An 18,702-nucleotide genomic window follows, 5' to 3' on the forward strand; every position below is an offset into this window, starting at 1 on the left:
GGGGCCGGTTCGATGCCGATCCTGGGCGTCGTACGTCCGGACAAGTAGCGGCGGCCGAACGGACGGGGCGCGGGGGCGGCGGGGGCCGGTCTCCTTCTCGTACGCCTTGAGGACCTCGTCCGTGGGGCCGTCCATCAGCAGCTCGCCCTTCTCCAGCCACAGGACGCGGTCGCAGGTGTCCCTGATCGACTTGTTGCTGTGGCTGACCAGGAAGACCGTGCCGGCCTCCTTGCGCAGCTCACGGATGCGCTGCTCCGAGCGGATCTGGAACTTCCGGTCGCCGGTGGCGAGCGCCTCGTCGATCATGAGTACGTCGTGGTCCTTGGCGGCGGCGATGGAGAAGCGCAGACGGGCCGCCATGCCGGAGGAGTACGTGCGCATCGGCAGCGTGATGAAGTCGCCCTTCTCGTTGATGCCCGAGAAGTCGACGATCTGCTGGTAGCGCTCGCGGATCTCCTCGCGCGTCATGCCCATCGCCAGGCCGCCGAGGATGACGTTGCGCTCGCCGGTCAGGTCGTTCATCAGCGCGGCGTTCACGCCCAGGAGCGAGGGCTGGCCGTCCGTGTAGACCTTGCCCTGCTCGGTCGGCAGGAGGCCGGCGATGGCACGGAGCAGGGTCGACTTGCCCGAGCCGTTCGTACCGATCAGGCCGATCGCCTCGCCCCGGTAGGACGTGAAGGAGACCCCCTTCACGGCATGCACCTTGCGTACGCCGGGCGAGTCGCCCTTGCCGCGCTTCATGATGCGGCTCAGTGCGGCGGTGGCACTGCCACGCCCGCCCGCGCCCGCGTTGACGCGGTACACGATGTGCACGTCGTCGGCGATGACGGTGGGGACGCGCCCCTGGTTCTTGTCCTCAGCCACGGCCGTACCGCTCCTCAGCCTTCCAGAAGTACACGAAGCCGGCGCCGCCGATCAGCAGCGCCCAGCCGAGGGCGACCGCCCAGACGTGCGGGGGCAGGTTCCAGGAACCGTAGTCCTCGATCAGCGCGAAGCGGACGAGGTCCATGTAGACGGCGGCCGGATTCCACTGGAGCACGTCCGTGACCCAGGCGGGCAGGTCCTTGTCCTTCAGCATCTCCGGGATGGAGAACATCACACCGGAGGCGTACATCCACGTACGCATCACGAAGGGCATCAGCTGGGCGAGGTCGGGCGTCCTGCTGCCGAGCCGGGCCATGATCAGCGCCAGGCCGATGTTGAAGACGAACTGGAGGACCAGCGCCGGGAGGACCAGGAGCCAGGAGAGCGCGGGGAGGCTGCCGAAGGCCATCGCGATGACCACCAGCACGATCATCGAGAACATCAGCTGCTGGAGCTGCTGGAGCGCGAAGGAGATCGGCAGCGAGGCGCGCGGGAAGTGCAGCGCTCTCACCAGGCCCAGGTTGCCCGAGATGGACCGGACACCGGCCATCACCGAGCTCTGGGTGAAGGTGAAGACGAACACACCCGTGACCAGGAAGGGGACGTAGACCTCCCGGTCCATGCCCCGGTCGGCCTCCAGGATCAGGCCGAAGATGAGGAAGTACACGAGCGCGTTCAGCAGCGGAGTCGCCACCTGCCACAGCTGGCCGAGCTTGGCCTGGCTGTACTGGGCGGTCAGCTTCGCCTGCGAGAACGCGAGGATGAAGTGGCGCCGGCCCCACAGCTGCCGGACGTACTCGATCAGCCCCGGCCGGGCACCGCTCACCGACAGGCCGTACTTGGCGGCGAGCTCCGCCGGGGTAAGTCCGTCGTCGGGAGATGGCGGGGCGCTCGTCGCGACCGCACCGTCATGGGTTGTGTCACTCACAAGTTGAAACTTTCGTGTTCAAGATGCGCAGGCAGTAAGGCGCAGGATCGGGCTCAGGTCCCGCGTGCACCCGATGCTTTCAGACCCGAGCTTGTCAGATGACAGGAGGTCGGCCCAGCCGGGTCAGGCGCCAGACGGTACGCCATCTCATGGGACGGCGCGGACCCGCGGAGGTCGTCCACCCCTCCTTGAAGCCGCCGAACCATGCCTTGAGCGCGGGTACGGAGGGGCGCCGCGCCAGCGTGAGCAGCAGCCACACGCCGAGGTAGACGGGCACCAGGGGGGCCGGCAGGTTGCGGCGTGCCAGCCACACCCGGTTCCTGGCCACCATGCGGTGGTAGACGGCGTGCCGGGAAGGAGCGGTCGTCGGGTGGTACAGGACCATGTCCGAGCGGTAGTCGATCATCCAGCCGGCGTCGAGCGCCCGCCAGGCCAGATCGGTCTCCTCGTGGGCGTAGAAGAACTCGTCGGGCAGCCCGCCGACCTCGGCGAAGACCTTGGTGCGTACGGCGTTGGCGCCGCCGAGGAAGGTCGTCACGCGCGAGGAGCGCATCGGGTCGGCGGCGCGCAGCCGCGGGACGTGGCGGCGCGCGGTCTCGCCCGTTTCGGGGTCCGCGATCCGGAAGCTGATGATGCCGAGCTCCGGATCGGCGGCGAAGGCCCGGCGGCACAGCTCGGCCGTGTCGTGGTGGGCCAGCAGACCGTCGTCGTCGAGGAAGAGCAGGATGTCCACCTCGGCGCCGCCGGGGCCGAACGCCTCGATGCCGGCGTTGCGGCCCCCCGGAATGCCCAGGTTCTCGGGCAGCTCGACGGTCCGTACGCCCTCGGGGACGCCGGTGACCGGCGAGCCGTTGCCGACGACCACCACCTCGACCCGGTCGCCGTCCTGCTTGGCGACCGAGTCGAGGAGGGCGCGCAGCTCCTCCGGGCGGTTGCCCATCGTGATGATGACGGCACCCACCTTCATGCCCGTGCCCGCCGCCGTCACTTCAGCCTGCTCGAAGCGAGGATGGACACAAGGTGCAGGAAGGTCTGCACGATCGCGATCCCGGCCAGTACGGCGATCCCCAGGCGGCTGAAGAACAGGTCGCCCTGGACGAAGTCGGCGATCGCGACGACCAGGATGAACAGGCTCGCCTCGATGCCGCCGACGAGGCGGTGGAACTTCAGCGCGGCGGCCAGCCTGCGGGCCAGTGCCAGACCGGAGGAGCGCGGCACGGAGGCCTCGTCCTTCACCGCGGGCAGACCGCTGCGCTGGCGCGCCACGTCGACCAGGTCGGTCTCCGCCTTGATCAGGATCGCCCCGAGCGCGGCGAGCGTTCCGAGGAACGCCCACAGCCACTCGGGCCGCCCGGAGCCGAAGAGGTCCGCGCCGCGCAGCCCGAAGCCCACCAGCAGGGCCGCCTCGCACAGGTAGTGCCCGATGCGGTCCAGGTAGACACCGGTGATCGAGGTCTGCCCCCGCCAGCGGGCGACCTCGCCGTCGACGCAGTCGAGCAGCAGGTAGATCTGGAACAGGACCACCGCGAGGATCGCACCGGTCAGCCCGGGGATCAGCAGGGCCGCGCCGCCCAGGACGCCCACGACGACCATGAGATACGTGAGCTGGTTGGGCGTGATCCTGGTGTTCACCAGGTACGGGTCGATGTGCAGCGAGATCTCCCGCATGTACATGCGCCCGGCCCAGTGCTCACCGCTGCGCCGGTCCTTCACTCCGTCGGGGTGAACGACCGGACGGAGTTCAGCTACTGATGGTCTTGACATAGTCGGCGTAAGCGTCCCTGATCTGGTCTGCGGACAGGTCGAGGTGCTCCAGGATCGTGAAGCGTCCCGGTCGGGTCTGTGGTGCGTACGTGACGGCCTCGACGAACTCGTCCACGCTGAAGCCGATCTCGCCGGGGAGCACCGGCAGGCCGTGCCTGCGCAGTACGTCGGCGAAGAGGCCGGCTTCCTCGGTCGCCCCGCGCAGGTGCATCGCGAAGGCGGCGCCGAGGCCGACCTGCTCGCCGTGCAGCGCGGAGCGCTTGGGGTAGAGCAGGTCGAAGGCGTGGCTGATCTCGTGGCAGGCACCGGACGAGGGCCGGGTGTCTCCGCTGATCGACATGGCGATGCCGGACAGGACGAGGGCCTCGGAGAGGACCGTGAGGAACTCGTCGGTGCCGACGCCGCCGGGGTGGCGCAGTACGGACTCTCCCGCCGTGCGGGCCATCGCGGCGGCGAGGCCGTCGACCTGCTCGCCGTTGACGCGGTGGGACAGCTCCCAGTCCGCGATCGCCGAGATGTTGGAGATCACGTCACCGATGCCGGACCGGACGAAGCGCACCGGTGCGTCGCGGATCACATCGAGGTCGATGACCATGGCGATGGGGGTCGGGACACCGTAGGAGCCGCGGCCGTTGTCGTTGTCCAGGATGGACACCGGCGAGCAGATGCCGTCGTGCGAGAGGTTCGTCGCGACGGCGACCATCGGCAGGCCGACCCGCGCCGCCGCGTACTTCGCGACGTCGATGATCTTGCCGCCGCCGAGGCCGACCACGGCGTCGTACCGCTTGCCCTTGATGCCGTCGGCCAGCCGGACCGCCGAATCTATGGTCCCGTCGGCGACCGCGTACCAGTCGGCGCCCGGGAGGACCGGCGCGAGCTTGTCGCGCAGGGCCAGTCCCGAACCGCCACTGGTCGCTATCGCGAGCTTGCCGGAGGCGGAGATCCGCTGGTCGGCCAGGAGGCCGGCCAGATCGCCCATGGCACCGCAGCTGATGTCGACGACGACCGGGGACGGGATGAGACGTGTCAGTACTGGCACGCGATCTCACGGCCCTTCGCGAGGTCGTCGTGATTGTCGATCTCGACCCACGTCACTTCCCCGATGGGAGCCACGTCGACGGTGAAGCCACGGTTGACGAGCTCCTGGTAGCCGTCCTCGTAGTACAGGTCGGGGTCGCGCTCGAAGGTCGCCTTCAGCGCGTCGGCGAGCTCCTCGGCGGCCTCGGGCTCAATGAGGGTGACACCGATGTACTCACCGGTGGCCGTCGACGGGTCCATCAGCTTGGTGATCCGCTGGACGCCCTTGCCGTCCTGCGTGATGACCTTCATCTCCTCGTCGGCGAGGTTCTTCACCGTGTCGAGAGCGAGGATTATCTTCTGGCCCTTGCCGCGGGCGTCGAGCAGGGTCTTCTCGACGGAGACCGGGTGGACGGTGTCGCCGTTGGCGAGGATCACACCCTGCTTGAGGACCTCACGCGCGCACCACAGGGAGTAGGCGTTGTTCCACTCCTCGGCCTTGTCGTTGTCGACGAGCGTGATCTTGAGCCCGTACTTCGCCTCGAGGGCGTCCTTGCGCGCGTAGACGGCCTCCTTGCGGTAGCCGACGACGATCGCGACCTCGGTCAGGCCGATCTCGGCGAAGTTGCCGAGCGTCAGGTCCAGGATGGTGGTCTCGCCGTCCACGGGCACGAGGGCCTTGGGGAGGGTGTCTGTGTAGGGACGCAGACGCCGTCCGGCGCCGGCTGCCAGTACGAGGCCGATCATGCGGGTTCTCCTTCGTCATGTACTGCGGGTGCTCCGGAGGACACCCAGAAGCGGATGGACTCCACGAGCACCACGAGCGCCACGGCCACAGCGAAGGCCGTGAGCGCCAAGGTGAGGTCTGTGTGCTGCGTCGACGCCGACAGGATGGTGGTGACTGCCGCCACCACCAGCGTCCGGCCTTCGTGCCCGCCGATCGTCCGCACCAGCCACTGGGGCGGCGCGCCTGTGCCGCCGCGGATGCGGTACACCGTGTCGTAGTGATGGTAGGCGACCGCTCCGACCAGCCCGAAGGCGGCGGGGAGGGCACCGCTCGCGTCGGAGCGGGCGGCGAGGATCAGGATCGTGCCGTACTCGGCGGCCCGGAAGAAGGGAGGCACGAGCCAGTCGAGGGAGCCCTTGAGGGGGCGGCCGACCGCGAGGCCCGACGTCACGGCGTACAGCAGGGCCGCGGCCACGGGCCACGGGCCGCCGTAGGGCGCGAAGGCCGCGGTGGCGAGGACGGCCGCGCCGCCGAGCAGGGCTGTCGCCGGCGGTGCGAACTGCGGGAGGCGGCGTACGGCGTTCTTGGACACCGCGGCCACGGCCCGGGCCAGCGGTCCGCTGTCGGCGAGGTCGGCGAGGGCCTGGGCCGCCCGGTCGGTGCGCCGCGCCCTGCGGGTCAGCGAGCGCAGGACGCGCCCCGCGGTGGTGTAGAGGGCGGCGAGCGCGCAGCCGACGAGCAGGGCGTAGAAGACGATCCGCGGGGTGGTGACGGCGGTCAGGACCGCGATCATGGCCCACCGCTCGCCGATCGGCAGGACGATCATCCGCCGCGCCCAGACCGTCCAGCCGACGCTGTCGAGTTTGTCGGAGAGGGCGGCGGTGGGGCTCGTGTTGGACTCGGCGTCGTGGTTCGCCTCGTTGAAGGAGAAGTCCACGACATGGCGGCAGGTCTGGAGGACCATCGCGCCGAGCGCCAGCGCCCACACGTCGTCACCGCCCCGGGCGGCGCCGAGGGCGAGGCCCGCGTAGTAGGCGTACTCCTTGGCGCGGTCGAAGGTGGCGTCCAGCCAGGCGCCCATCGTCGAATACTGCAGCGAGTAGCGGGCCAGCTGCCCGTCGGTGCAGTCCAGGACGAAGGAGAGGAGCAGCAGCGCGCCGGCCGCGACGTAGCCGGCGCGGGTGCCGGTCGCCGCGCAGCCGGCCGCCACCAGCGCGGTGATCAGCGAGGCGGTGGTGACCTGGTTCGGGGTGAAGCCGCGGCGGGCGCACCAGCGCGCGATGTAGCGCGAGTACGGGCTGATGAAGAAGGTGGTGAAGAAACCGTCGCGGGACTTCACGGCCGTACGCAGCCGCACGGCCTCCTCGTCGACGGAGGCCACGGCGGAACGGGCCCGCGCGCGCTCGGCCTCGTCCGTGGCGACGACGGCGACCAGCGAGCCGAGCTCGGGCCGCTGCACAGCGGTGCCGCCCGCGTCGAGCGCGGCGGCGACGGCGTCGGGACCGGCCGGTGCGGTGCGTACGGCGTCGGCGAGCACGGCGCGGGCCTCGGGCTGCGCGGTGAGCGCGCCGGGGGCCGCCGCGACCGGGAAGCGCGGGTCCGTCAGTGCGAGCCGCAGCGAGTGGACGTGACCGACGAAACGCGGGTCGACGAGTGCGACCCGCTCACCGGCGGGCGTCGCGTCGAGGATCCGGGCGATCTCGGCGGTGTCGGCGGCACCGGCGGACCGTACGTCGAATCCCAGCGACCGCAGATCGCCCTCGAGCGACGATCCGGGTACCGGCGGACCGGTGAGGATGGCGGTCGACAGACGAACTCACTCCTTGGAACTGACATGGCCGGCAGGGCCGGCAGGCCTCGCGTGACATGCGTCATTCCGGCCCGGCACGGGCAGGTAGGCATGTCGGCAGAGGCTATCGGATGTACGGAAGCAGGAGTTCACGGCCCGTTCACGCGCCGATAAGACCGGTCCGGAACGCGGGCAGCCCGCCGCGATCATCTTGGTCGATCAGTGCCCCGCCCCACAAACCGCCCCCCGGGGGACCGGGGGCCCGGCCGGTCTCCGCGGGAGAAGGGAGCGGAGACCGGCCGGGCACCCCCTAGGCTGGCGGCATGACGTGGCTGATCACAGGTGGGACGGGTTACATCGGCGCGCATGTGGCGCGGACCATGGCGGCGGCGGGTGAGCGGGTGGTCGTGCTGGACGACGTCTCGTCCGGCGTCCCCCGCAGGCTGCCCCCGGAGATCGCGCTCGTACGCGGCTCCGTTCTCGACCGGGAACTGCTCGACCGCACGCTCGCCGACCACGGTGTCACCGGTGTGGTGCATCTCGCGGCGAAGAAGCAGGTCGGGGAGTCGGTCGAGAAGCCGCTGCTCTACTACCGGGAGAACGTGTACGGGCTGACGGTGCTCCTCGAGGCCGTCGCCGCGGCGGGGGTGCGGCAGTTCCTCTTCTCTTCCTCGGCCGCCGTGTACGGGGTGCCCGAGGCGGAGCTCATCTCCGAGGACACCCCCTGTGCGCCGATCAACCCGTACGGCGAGACCAAGCTGGCCGGCGAGTGGCTCGTGCGGGCGGCGGGCCGGGCGCACGGCATCTCGACCGCGTGCCTGCGCTACTTCAATGTGGCGGGTGCGGCGGAGCCGGGGCTGGCCGACACCGGAGTGTTCAACATCATCCCGATGTTCTTCGACCGGATCACGCGCGGCGAGGCCCCGCGGATCTTCGGGGACGACTATCCGACGCCCGACGGCACCTGCATCCGTGACTACATCCATGTCGCCGATCTCGCCGACGCCCACCTGTCGGTCGCGCGGGCGCTGGCCGCCCGGGACGAGGTGACGGACCTGACTTTCAACATCGGCCGCGGCGAGGGGGTCTCCGTGCGTGAGCTCGCCGACCTGGTGGCCGAGATCACCGGCTGCGCGCTCGCCCCGGTGACCGGACCGCGTCGTCCGGGCGACGCCGCGAAGGCCGTCGCCTCGTCCGAGCTGATCGCCAAGGAGCTGGGCTGGACGGCCGGGCGAGGGGTGCGCGAGATGGTCGCCTCGGCGTGGGAGGGCTGGTTGCTCCAGCACCCGGAGGCCACTCGGAGTTGATCTTGTCAACGCTCTGACCTGCGGTCATTTCCGCAGGTCAGAGCAGATGACAACGGTGTTCAGTCCCGTGTTGCGGATACCCCCCGCCCGTAGTTCACTGTCACCTCGGCCAGATCATTCGCACCACCGGGGAGGCGTCCTTCATGGGGGCTGGGCACGATCACGGGCACACGCACGGCGGGCCGCCGCCCACCGGCACGGCCGCCGCCGCGTACAAGGGGCGGCTGCGTATCGCGCTCGGCATCACCCTGACCGTCATGACGGTCGAGATCGTCGGCGGGCTGCTCGCCAATTCACTGGCGCTGATCGCGGACGCGGCCCACATGGCGACGGACGCCCTCGGGCTCGCCATGGCGCTCCTGGCGATCCACTTCGCCAACCGCCCGGCCACAGCGAAAGCCACCTACGGCTACGCCAGGGCCGAGATCCTCGCCGCGCTCGCCAACTGCCTGCTGCTGCTCGGCGTCGGCGGGTTCCTGCTCTTCGAGGCCGTCGACCGCTTCATCACCCCGGCCGAGACCCGGAGCGGTACGGCGATCGTCTTCGCCCTCGTGGGCCTCGTCGCCAACATGATCTCGCTGTCCCTGCTGATGAAGGGACAGAAGGACAGCGTCAACGTGCGGGGCGCCTTCCTGGAGGTCCTCGCGGACACCCTGGGCTCGGTCGCCGTGCTGATCTCGGCGGGCGTCATCATGGCGACCGGCTGGCAGGCCGCCGACCCCATCGCGTCCCTGGTGATCGGCCTGATGATCGTGCCGCGCACCTGGAAGCTGCTGCGGGAGACGCTGAGCGTGCTCCTGGAGACCGCCCCCAAGGGCGTGGACATGGCGGAGGTGCGGGAGCACATACTCGACCTGCCCGGCGTCGACGACGTACACGATCTGCACGCCTGGACGATCACCTCGGGGATGCCGGTGCTGTCCGCGCACGTCGTGGTCAGCCAGGACGCCCTCGACTCGGTCGGGCACGAGAAGATGCTGCACGTCCTCCAGGACTGCCTCGGCGACCACTTCGACGTCGAGCACTGCACGTTCCAGCTGGAGCCCGGCGGTCACGCGGCGCACGAAGCGAAGCTCTGTCACTGAGCGACCGGAGCTGTTAGGGTCTCCGCGAGACATTCACGTCTCGGGGACACGATGAGGGGAGCTGAGGTTGATGACCGTCACGGTCGATGCTGCTGCGAGCAGTGTCCGTTCCCTCCTCGGCTCCCGGGCTCTCGGCTGACCCCTTTTCGGCGTTTCTCGCGTTTCCCGCGTTCTTCGCACGCGTCGGCCGGAGCCCTCACATCAAAGGGTTTCCCACGTTGACCGACAACGCCGTGTTCGAAGCTTTCATGTCCCTGCACCGCGGGCTTCCCCGCCAGGGCCCCGGCTCCGACGCCACCACCCGCCACCTGTTCTCCCTCACCGGACCACTGCCGCGCCGTCCGCGCGTGCTCGACCTGGGCTGCGGCCCCGGCCGGGCCTCGCTGCTGCTGGCGGCGGAGTACGACGCCGAGGTGACGGCCGTCGATCTGTACGAGCCGTTCCTCGCCGAGCTGCGGAGCGCCGCCGAAGCGCGCGGGCTGGGCGACTCGGTCCGTACCGTCGAGGCCGACATGGGCAGGCTCTCCTTCCCCGACTTCCCCGACGGGTCGTTCGACCTCGTCTGGGCGGAGAGCTCCGCCTACAGCATCGGCTTCGACACCGCGCTGCGTGACTGGCAGCGCCTGATCGCACCCGGCGGCGCCCTCGTGGTCACCGAGTGCGAGTGGACGGTGCGGGAGCCGTCGGCCGGGGCGCGCGCGTTCTGGGACCAGCACTACGCGCTGCGCGGGCGGTCCGGGAACACGGCCGCGGCCGTCGCGGCCGGTTACGACGTCCTCGGGGTGTACGGACAGCCCGAGAGCGACTGGGACGAGTACTACGTCCCGCTCGGCGCACGCGCCGACGCGGCGGATCCCGCCGCGCCCGGCATGGACCAGGCTCTCGCCGCGACCCGCGAGGAGATCGCCGTGCGCGCGGAGTACGGCACGGAGTACGGCTACACCGGCTACGTACTGCGGCCGGTCGCCGGCCCGAGCTGACGCGCCGTCCGCTCCCGCCGCCCCCGGGCGGCGGGAGCAGACATGCGGCTGGTCCCGTGAAGTACGGACAAGCCGCTTTTGTACGGCAGACTTGTGGGCCGGGAACCGAAGCGAAGGATGGTCATGCCGAGCACACCAGTCACCGCGGCGAGCAGCTCGTCGAACGGCACAGCGGAAGAGATCCTGCTCGAGCTGGTCGACGAGGACGGCAATACCATCGGCACCGCGGAGAAGCTCTCCGCGCATCAGGCTCCCGGCCGGCTGCACCGCGCCTTCTCGGTGTTCCTCTTCGACGAGTCGGGACGGCTGCTGCTCCAGCGCCGCGCGCTCGGCAAGTACCACTCCCCCGGTGTCTGGTCCAACACCTGCTGCGGGCACCCCTACCCCGGGGAGTCGCCGTTCGCCGCGGCCGCCCGGCGTACGCACGAAGAGCTGGGGATCTCCCCGTCGCTGCTCGCCGAGGCCGGAACCGTCCGCTACAACCACCCGGACCCCGACTCCGGCCTGGTCGAGCAGGAGTACAACCACCTCTTCGTCGGAATGGTGCAGTCCGCGCTGCGGCCCGACCCGGAGGAGGTCGGCGAGACGTCCTTCGTCACTTCGGACGAGCTGGCCGAGCAGCACGCGAAGGCGCCGTTCTCGGCCTGGTTCCTGACGGTGCTGGACGCGGCCCGCCCGGCGATCAGAGAGCTGACTGGCCCGGCCGCGGGCTGGTGACGGGCGGCCCCGCCAGCGGCAGGGCGACCCAGACGACCTTCCCGCCGCTCGCGGTGTGCTCGACGTCGCACACTCCGCCGGCCTCCGCGGTGATCTCCCGCACCAGCAGCAGGCCGCGCCCGCCGGTCTGCGCGTAGTTCCGCTCCAGGGCCTTGGGCCGGTAGGGGTGGTTGTCCTCCACGGAGACCCTGATCCACTCCTTGCCGATCGCCACTTCGACGGCCAGCTCGGGAGAGAGCAGCGCCGCGTGCCGTACGACGTTGGTGACCAGCTCGGAGACGATGAGCAGGAGTCCCTGCGCCAGGTCGTCGTGGACCGGTACACCCTGCCGTTCGAGCAGATCACGGACGGCGTGCCGGGCCTGCGGTACGGAGGGGTCCGAGGCTGGGGCGGTGAAGCGCCAGACTCCTTCGTACTCTGCCGGGGCGTCCTCTCTCGTCACCACGCTCCGAGTGTTGAGAACGAGTGGGTCCGGGCCCGCCCACTGAACAGAAGTAAGCCATAATCGACGCCTTCTGACCGCTTTGCCTATGACAACGTCAGTTGTGCGACTGTTCCTGGTCTTCCGGCGGCGGCGTGACCAGATCGACCATCTGGCGGCCGCCCATACCGATCGCGATCAGGCCGAGTCCGTCGAAGAGCAGCGCGAGCGAGAAGAAGCAGCCCAGGACGTACAGGCTGCTGTGCGGCCAGTCGAAGAGGACGAGAAGGCCGAGCAGCACGCCGAAGGCACCCTGCACGAGCGTCCAGCCGAACTGCGGGCCGCGCACCACCACACTGCCGACCAGGCGGAAGACTCCGCCGGTCAGGAAGAGCAGCGCGGCGAACATCGTCAGCGCCTCCGCGGTGCCGACGGGGTTGCGGATGACGACGACTCCGGCCGCCAGGTTCAGCGCGGCGACCACCACACCGAGCCAGAAGAAGTTCGAGCCGCGCGACTGGACCGCCTGGAGCAGACCGACGAGGCCGCCGACCAGCAGCAGCCAGCCGAAGAGGATCATCGAGGTGAGGGTGGCGACGCCGGTGTAGACCAGACCGACGATTCCTCCCAGTACGAGAACCGCGCCGAGGAGGGCCAGCCAGCCGAAACCGCGACGGAGCTTCCTGCCCTCGGGTGTGCTTGCGGGACCGGCCATGAACGACTCCTCACGCGGTAGCGTCCGCTTCTCGGCCCCTTCATGATCATAGGTTCGTACGGTCCGGATAGCATCCGGCGCATGGAGCCGCAGCTTGAGCACGCCGTCGCGGACGGGGTCGCGACCGTCGTCATCAGCAACCCCGCCAAGCGCAACGCCATGACCGCCGGGATGTGGCGCGCACTGCCGGGGCTGCTGGAGCGGCTGGCCGCGGACCGGGACGTACGGGCGCTGGTACTGACCGGGGCGGGGGACACCTTCTGCGCGGGGGCGGACATCTCGTCGCTGCTGGAGCCGGGCGAGGAGCCGCAGGGGCTCGCCGTGCGGGCCGAGGAGGCGCTGGCCGCGTTCCCGAAGCCGACGCTCGCCGCCGTGCGCGGGTACTGTGTCGGCGGCGGCAGCCAGCTGGCCGCCGCCTGTGACCTGCGGTTCGCGGAGGAGGGCGCGCTCTTCGGGGTCACTCCGGCGAAGCTCGGCATCGTGTACCCGGCGTCCTCCACCCGGCGGCTGGTGTCCCTGGTGGGGCCGGCGGCCGCCAAGTACCTGCTGTTCTCGGGAGAGTTGATCGACACCGCCCGGGCGCTGCGCACGGGCTTGGCCGACGAGGTCCTGCCCGCCGGCGAGCTGGCGAAGCGGGTGGCGGAGTTCAGCCGGATCCTGGCGTCCCGGTCGCAGCTGACGCAGGCGGCGGCGAAGGAGTTCGCGACCGGACGGACGGACCGGGACGCGCACTGGGCGGAGGAGGCACGCGGCAGCGGCGACACCGCGGAGGGGGTCGCCGCCTTCCTGGAGCGCAGGGCTCCGTGCTTCACCTACGTGGTACCGGCCACCGAGTGAGCCACTCGTGTGCCGGGCACCTCATGAGTCACCCGGCGTGAGTCACTCGGCCGAGACCCCGGCCTCGCGCCAGCGGCCGACGATCGCGGCGGGTGCCTTGTCCGGCGATCCCGCGTCGTACGGGGGCTGCGGGTCGTACTCGGTCATCAGCTGAATCGTCTGCGCGACCTCGTCGCCCGCGATCCGGCCGATCAGGTGCAGGGCCATGTCGATGCCGGATGAGACCCCGGCGGCCGTGACGTACTTGCCGTCGAAGACGACCCGCTCGCCGGTGACCTCGGCGCCGTGGGCCTTCAGCTCGTCCATCGCGAGCCAGTGCGTCGTCGCGCGGCGGCCCTTGAGGAGCCCCGCCCCGCCCAGAATCAGCGAGCCGGTGCACACCGAAGTGGTCCAGGTGCTCGTGGCGTCCACCGAGCGGACCCAGTCGAGCAGCTCCTCGTCGAGCATCGCCTGCCGGGAGTCGGGGCCGCCGGGGACAAGCAGAATGTCCGGGCTCGGCACCTCTGCGAAGGTGCGGTCGGCAACGAGGGCCAGGTTCCCCCGGTCGTTGCGGACGGGGCCCGCCTCCCTGGCGACGAACACCGTCTCGGCGCCGGGCAGGTGACTGATCAGCTCGAACGGGCCGACGGCGTCGAGGCTGGTGAAGCCCTTGTAGAGAAGGATGGCGATCTGCATGGAGGCGGTCGTCCTTTCAGTGGGTGCGCACCGGTGTGTGGAACCGGCGCCGGTATTCGGCGGGCGGTGTGCCCAGCGCCTTGACGAAGGCGCGGCGCATGGCCTCCGGCGTGCCGTAGCCGGACGCGCGGGCGATCTCGTGGACGCCGTCACGGGTCCCCTCCAGGAGACGCCGGGCGTGTTCGAGGCGGACGCGTTCGACGTAGCGGCCGGGGGTCGTGCCCGTCTCCGCCTGGAAGGCGCGGGCGAAGTGGCGTGGCGAGAGGAGGGCGCGGGCGGCCAGCGCTTCGACGCAATGGTCCTCGCCGGGGTGTTCGGTGATGAACTGCTGGAGTTCGCGCAGCGGTTCGCGGCGGGCGGTCTGGGCGGCGAGCTGTGCGCTGAACTGCGCCTGGCCGCCGGGACGCCGCAGGAAGACCACGAGGTAGCGGGCGACAGTGAGGGCCACCTCGCTGCCGTGGTCCTCCTCGACCAGGGCGAGGGCGAGGTCGATGCCCGCGGTCACGCCTGCGGAGGTGGACAGGTGCCCGTCCCGTACGAAGATCGGGTCCGGGTCGACCTCCACCTCGGGGTGGTTGCGGGCGAGCAGGTCCGTGGCCGCCCAGTGCGTGGTGACGCGGTGTCCGTCGAGGAGGCCCGCCTCGGCGAGAAGGAGGGCCCCGGTGCAGACCGAGACCAGCCGCTCGGCGCGCGGGGCGTGGGTGCGCAGCCAGTCGACGAGGCGCCGGTCGGGGGTCCTGGTGGCCTGGCCGCCGGGCACGAGGAGCGTGTGCGGCGGCTCGGCGTCGGCGAGCGAGGTGTCGGGGGTCAGCAGCAGTCCACTGTGGGTACGGACAGGCGCTCCGTCGAGCGAGGCGGTTCGGACCGGATAAGCGGAGGTGTCGCCGAGGACGTGGCCGGCGCCGGTGAACACCTCCACCGGTCCGGTGACGTCCAGGCTCTGCACGCCGTCGAAGAGGACGACGAGTACGGGTCGTTTCACCATGTACTCATCCTTGGGGCCGGGACGGGTGGCCGCAATGACGAGGACCCCACCTTTCCTGCCATCCGCCTTCCGGCTTCCGTCATCCGGGTGTCCCACGCGTTCCCCACGTACTGACCAGTCGGTAGCGTACGGTCATGACCTCTCTTCCCGCGCGCGCCGGCCGCCGCTGCCACAACGCCCTCAATCCGCTGCACTCGACCGTCTACTTCTCCCCCGACTTCACGAAGGAGCTGGCGGGGGTGGGCATCGAGGACAGCAGCGCCGCCTACTTCGCGGGCCGGGGCGCCGCCCTGGGCGCGGTCGGGGCCGGTGTGATCACCGCCGCGTTCTACAACTTCAACCACGACCTCGTCGCCCGTCACGTGCCCGAGGTGTGGCGCACGGCGTCGCCCGAGACCGTGCTCGCCGCGCGGCTGCGCGCCGTGGACTCCACGCTGCGCCGGCTGCTCGGAGCGGAGGCCGTCGCCTCCGACGAGATGGCGGAGGCCGCCGGGCTCGCGCTGCGCGCCGCCGAGGCGTGCACCCGGCACGCCCGTCCGCTGTACGCCGCCCACGCCGACCTGCCCGTGCCCGAGCAGCCCCACCTCGCGTACTGGCACGCCGCGACGCTGCTGCGCGAGCACCGCGGCGACGGTCACCTGGCCGCGCTGCTCGCCGCGGGGCTCGACCCGGTGGAGGCGCTGGTCAGCCACACGGCGACCGGCAAGGGCATGTCGCCGCGCTGGGCTCTGGCGACCCGCGGCTGGAGCCGTACGGACTGGGAAGCGGCCGCGGGGCGGCTGCGGGAGCGCGGACTCCTGGACGGCGAGGGCAAGTTGACCGAGGCGGGCACGGCGCTGCGCGCCGAGCTGGAGGACACCACCGACCGGTTCGACGCGGCGCCGTACGAACACCTGGGCGCCGAGGGCACCGAGCGGCTCACCGAGCTCGGCCGCGGCTTCCTGGGAGCGGCGCTGGGAGCGGGCGCGTTCCCCGCCGATCTCACCGGCGCGTGACATCGCCCGCCGCGCGGGGCGTTTGCGGCGCGTGATGACGGACACCCGAGTGGTGTCGGACACCGAGATGTGTGTCGGACTCCGATACAGCAGGAGGTACAACGTGTTGCGTGCGATTGCAGATGGACTCCGGATGATCGGCTCGGCCATCGCGACAGTGGTGACCCTGCCCTTCCGACTGGTGGCCAAGCTCTTCGGAGGCGCGTCGAGCACCGCGTCCCGCGGCGGTGGCCGCGCGCGTCGCGCCTGACCGTCCCGCCGGGGCGCGCGCGACACGGGACCCGACGACCCTGCACAATGCAGGCTCAAGCACAGCCCGCAGGAGAAGGCGAGTCGGGAACATCGTGACGACGTCCATCGAAGGCAGGATCGCCGAGGAGCTCGGCGTAAAAGAGCGGCAGGTCCGGGCCGCCGTCGAATTGCTCGACGGCGGCTCGACCGTGCCGTTCATCGCTCGCTACCGCAAGGAAGCGACCGAGATGCTCGACGACGCGCAGCTGCGCACGCTGGAGGAGCGGCTGCGGTATCTGCGGGAGCTGGAGGAGCGGCGGACCGCGGTCCTGGAGTCCGTACGCGAGCAGGGCAAGCTGGACGCTGCCCTTGAGGCGCGGATCCGGGCCGCCGACACCAAGGCCCGGCTGGAAGACATCTACCTGCCGTTCAAGCCCAAGCGCCGGACGAAGGCGCAGATCGCGCGCGAGGCGGGGCTCGAACCGCTGGCCCGGGGGCTGCTGGCCGACCCCTCGGTGGAGCCGCTCGCGGCCGCCGCCGCGTTCGTGGACGCGGAGAAGGGCGTCGCCGACGCGCAGGCCGCCCTGGACGGTGCGCGGTCGATCCTCACCGAGAACTTCTCGGAGGACGCCGACCTGATCGGTGAGGTGCGGGAGCGCATGTGGTCGCGCGGGCGGCTGGTCGCGAAGGTGCGGGAGGGCAAGGAGGAGGCCGGCGCCAAGTTCGCCGACTACTTCGACTTCTCCGAGCCCTTCACCGCGCTGCCCTCGCACCGGGTGCTCGCCATGCTGCGGGGCGAGAAGGAAGACGTACTGGACCTGGTGCTGGAGCCCGAGGAGCCCTCGGAGGCGGCCGCGGCCGGGCCCTCCGCGTACGAGAACATGATCGCCCGGCGCTTCGGCATCTCCGACCGGGGCCGCCCCGGCGACAAATGGCTCGGCGACACCGTGCGCTGGGCGTGGCGGACCCGGATCCTGGTGCACCTGGGGATCGATCTGCGGCTGCGGCTGCGGACCGCCGCGGAGGACGAGGCGGTGCGCGTCTTCGCGGCGAACCTGCGCGACCTGCTGCTGGCGGCGCCGGCCGGGACGCGGGCGACCCTCGGGCTCGACCCCGGTTTCCGTACGGGCGTGAAGGTCGCCGTCGTGGACGCGACCGGCAAGGTCGTCGCGACCGATGTGATCTACCCGCACGTGCCCCGGAACAAGTGGGACGAGTCGCTGGCGACACTGGCGCGGCTCGCCGAGGAGCACCACGTCGAGCTCGTCGCCATCGGCAACGGCACGGCGTCCCGGGAGACCGACAAGCTCGCCGGTGAGCTGTGCGACAGGCACCCCGAGCTGAAGCTGACGAAGGTGATGGTGTCGGAGGCGGGTGCGTCGGTGTACTCGGCGTCCGCCTTCGCCTCGCAGGAGCTTCCGGACCTGGATGTGTCGCTGCGCGGCGCCGTGTCGATCGCGCGGCGGCTCCAGGATCCGCTCGCGGAGCTCGTGAAGATCGACCCGAAGTCGATCGGGGTCGGGCAGTACCAGCACGACCTGGCGGAAGTGAAGCTGTCGCGCTCGCTCGACGCGGTGGTCGAGGACTGTGTCAACGGTGTGGGCGTCGACGTCAACACCGCTTCCGCGCCGCTCCTTTCGCGGGTCTCCGGCATCAGCTCGGGGCTCGCGGAGAACATCGTGGCGCACCGGGACGCGAACGGCCCGTTCCGGTCCCGGAAGGGGCTCAAGGACGTGGCGCGGCTCGGCCCGAAGGCGTACGAGCAGTGTGCGGGCTTCCTGCGCATCCGGGGCGGCGACGATCCGCTGGACGCGTCGAGCGTGCACCCCGAGGCGTACCCGGTGGTGCGGGCGATGGTGAAGGAGACGGGCGGCGGTGTCGGGACGCTCATCGGGAACACGGCGGTGCTGCGGTCGCTGCGGCCCGCCGACTACGTGAACGACACGTTCGGTCTGCCGACCGTGTCGGACATCCTGAAGGAGCTGGAGAAGCCGGGGCGCGACCCGCGGCCCGCGTTCAGGACGGCGACCTTCAAGGAAGGCGTCGAGAAGCTCGGCGACCTGGAGCCCGGGATGGTCCTGGAGGGTGTGGTGACGAACGTCGCCGCGTTCGGCGCCTTCGTGGACGTGGGTGTCCACCAGGACGGGCTCGTGCACGTGTCGGCGCTGTCGAAGACCTTCGTCAAGGACCCGCGGGACGTGGTGAAGCCCGGCGACGTGGTGAAGGTGAAGGTGCTGGAGGTCGACATCGCGCGCAAGCGGATCGCGCTGACGCTCCGGCTCGACGACGACGCGGCGGCGCCGCGGGCCGGCGGCGGCCGGGGCGAGGGCGGCGGGCGCCGCGACCGGGAGCGCGGGGCCGGTGGCAAGCCTCCGCAGCAGCGACAGGGCCGTCCGCAGCGGGGCGGCGGCGGCAAGGCCCAGGTCCCGCCGCCGGCGAACAGCGCGATGGCGGACGCGCTGCGCCGTGCGGGGCTGACGGACCCCGGGAGCAAGGGGCGGGACTAGGACGCGGCCGGCGGTACCCGGCGTCGATGTCGACCCCCCGGTAACGGAGCGCACCGCCCTCCTTGTCCGGTTCTGCGATCTCCGTTTCGAACGTGCTGCCTCCCGTAGGAGTCTGGGCCGTGTCTCAGTCCCAGTGTGGCCGGTCGCCCTCTCAGGCC

At 70.9% G+C, this 18,702-nt stretch carries 17 protein-coding genes and 2 pseudogenes; 8 read left to right on the plus strand and 11 right to left on the minus strand.

Annotation, left to right across the window (positions count from 1 at the left end):
• Positions 1-84 precede the first annotated feature (84 nt).
• The 7 genes and pseudogenes from ACWD0Y_RS32115 to ACWD0Y_RS32145 all read right to left on the minus strand — a co-directional run.
• Positions 85-864, minus strand: a pseudogene (locus ACWD0Y_RS32115) (ABC transporter ATP-binding protein); the annotation flags it as partial.
• On the minus strand, positions 857-1,792 hold the full coding sequence (locus ACWD0Y_RS32120; RefSeq protein WP_450263810.1) for an ABC transporter permease: 936 nt from the start codon (positions 1,790-1,792) through the stop codon (positions 857-859). The pseudogene ACWD0Y_RS32115 and the gene ACWD0Y_RS32120, both read right to left, overlap by 8 nt.
• Positions 1,793-1,886: 94 nt before the next feature.
• On the minus strand, positions 1,887-2,759 hold the full coding sequence (locus tag ACWD0Y_RS32125; RefSeq protein ID WP_450263822.1) for a glycosyltransferase family 2 protein: 873 nt from the start codon (positions 2,757-2,759) through the stop codon (positions 1,887-1,889).
• 17 nt (positions 2,760-2,776) lie between these two features.
• Positions 2,777-3,556 (minus strand): CDP-alcohol phosphatidyltransferase family protein, encoded by a 780-nt coding sequence (locus ACWD0Y_RS32130; RefSeq protein ID WP_450263811.1) that lies wholly within the window; start codon positions 3,554-3,556, stop codon positions 2,777-2,779.
• The gene (locus tag ACWD0Y_RS32135; RefSeq protein ID WP_093797791.1) at positions 3,534-4,595 is read right to left on the minus strand and encodes an iron-containing alcohol dehydrogenase family protein; all 1,062 of its coding nucleotides are present in this window, start codon (positions 4,593-4,595) and stop codon (positions 3,534-3,536) included. Before ACWD0Y_RS32135 ends, ACWD0Y_RS32130 begins: the two co-directional genes overlap by 23 nt.
• Positions 4,583-5,320: a phosphocholine cytidylyltransferase family protein gene (locus ACWD0Y_RS32140; protein ID WP_093797793.1), complete on the minus strand. Its 738-nt coding sequence runs from the start codon at positions 5,318-5,320 to the stop codon at positions 4,583-4,585. The genes ACWD0Y_RS32135 and ACWD0Y_RS32140 overlap by 13 nt, the downstream gene beginning before the upstream one ends.
• A complete protein-coding gene (locus ACWD0Y_RS32145) occupies positions 5,317-7,110 on the minus strand; it encodes a DUF5941 domain-containing protein (RefSeq protein WP_450263823.1) in 1,794 nt (597 codons plus the stop codon). Before ACWD0Y_RS32145 ends, ACWD0Y_RS32140 begins: the two co-directional genes overlap by 4 nt.
• Before the next feature lie 302 nt (positions 7,111-7,412).
• Here ACWD0Y_RS32145 and galE point away from each other — a divergent pair, with 302 nt between their 5' ends.
• The 4 genes and pseudogenes from galE to idi all read left to right on the plus strand — a co-directional run bounded on the left by galE (position 7,413) and on the right by idi (position 11,178).
• A complete protein-coding gene (gene galE / locus ACWD0Y_RS32150) occupies positions 7,413-8,396 on the plus strand; it encodes a UDP-glucose 4-epimerase GalE (RefSeq protein WP_450263812.1) in 984 nt (327 codons plus the stop codon).
• Between the two features lie 143 nt (positions 8,397-8,539).
• Positions 8,540-9,481 (plus strand): cation diffusion facilitator family transporter, encoded by a 942-nt coding sequence (locus ACWD0Y_RS32155; RefSeq protein WP_450263813.1) that lies wholly within the window; start codon positions 8,540-8,542, stop codon positions 9,479-9,481.
• 248 nt (positions 9,482-9,729) lie between these two features.
• Positions 9,730-10,443, plus strand: a pseudogene (locus tag ACWD0Y_RS32160) (class I SAM-dependent methyltransferase); the annotation flags it as partial.
• 141 nt (positions 10,444-10,584) lie between these two features.
• Positions 10,585-11,178: an isopentenyl-diphosphate Delta-isomerase gene (idi, locus tag ACWD0Y_RS32165; protein WP_450263814.1), complete on the plus strand. Its 594-nt coding sequence runs from the start codon at positions 10,585-10,587 to the stop codon at positions 11,176-11,178.
• On the opposite strand, the gene ACWD0Y_RS32170 is transcribed toward idi, so the two are convergent.
• Together ACWD0Y_RS32170 and ACWD0Y_RS32175 are read right to left on the minus strand one after the other, a co-directional pair.
• Entirely contained in the window at positions 11,144-11,623 is a 480-nt protein-coding gene (locus ACWD0Y_RS32170) for an ATP-binding protein (RefSeq protein WP_450263815.1), read from the minus strand. The genes idi and ACWD0Y_RS32170 overlap by 35 nt on opposite strands.
• Before the next feature lie 94 nt (positions 11,624-11,717).
• Positions 11,718-12,314, minus strand: a complete 597-nt coding sequence (locus tag ACWD0Y_RS32175) for an HdeD family acid-resistance protein (RefSeq protein WP_450263816.1) — start codon at positions 12,312-12,314, stop codon at positions 11,718-11,720.
• 81 nt (positions 12,315-12,395) lie between these two features.
• Between ACWD0Y_RS32175 and ACWD0Y_RS32180 the strand changes: the two genes are divergently transcribed.
• Positions 12,396-13,151, plus strand: coding sequence for an enoyl-CoA hydratase/isomerase family protein (locus ACWD0Y_RS32180; protein WP_450263817.1), 756 nt, complete (start codon positions 12,396-12,398; stop codon positions 13,149-13,151).
• A gap of 42 nt (positions 13,152-13,193) precedes the next feature.
• On the opposite strand, the gene ACWD0Y_RS32185 is transcribed toward ACWD0Y_RS32180, so the two are convergent.
• Both ACWD0Y_RS32185 and ACWD0Y_RS32190 read right to left on the minus strand, forming a co-directional pair.
• The gene (locus tag ACWD0Y_RS32185) at positions 13,194-13,826 is read right to left on the minus strand and encodes a DJ-1/PfpI family protein (RefSeq protein ID WP_450263818.1); all 633 of its coding nucleotides are present in this window, start codon (positions 13,824-13,826) and stop codon (positions 13,194-13,196) included.
• A 16-nt stretch (positions 13,827-13,842) separates the two neighbouring features.
• Complete coding sequence (locus ACWD0Y_RS32190) at positions 13,843-14,811, minus strand: GlxA family transcriptional regulator (protein ID WP_450263819.1); 969 nt, start codon at positions 14,809-14,811, stop codon at positions 13,843-13,845.
• A 134-nt stretch (positions 14,812-14,945) separates the two neighbouring features.
• Here ACWD0Y_RS32190 and ACWD0Y_RS32195 point away from each other — a divergent pair, with 134 nt between their 5' ends.
• The 3 genes from ACWD0Y_RS32195 to ACWD0Y_RS32205 all read left to right on the plus strand — a co-directional run bounded on the left by ACWD0Y_RS32195 (position 14,946) and on the right by ACWD0Y_RS32205 (position 18,544).
• Positions 14,946-15,806: an SCO6745 family protein gene (locus ACWD0Y_RS32195; protein WP_450263820.1), complete on the plus strand. Its 861-nt coding sequence runs from the start codon at positions 14,946-14,948 to the stop codon at positions 15,804-15,806.
• 103 nt (positions 15,807-15,909) lie between these two features.
• Positions 15,910-16,056 (plus strand): LPFR motif small protein, encoded by a 147-nt coding sequence (locus ACWD0Y_RS32200; RefSeq protein ID WP_167367988.1) that lies wholly within the window; start codon positions 15,910-15,912, stop codon positions 16,054-16,056.
• Between the two features lie 94 nt (positions 16,057-16,150).
• Positions 16,151-18,544, plus strand: coding sequence for a Tex family protein (locus tag ACWD0Y_RS32205; protein ID WP_450263821.1), 2,394 nt, complete (start codon positions 16,151-16,153; stop codon positions 18,542-18,544).
• Positions 18,545-18,702: the final 158 nt, after the last annotated feature.

It is taken from the genome of Streptomyces altiplanensis (assembly GCF_053591575.1).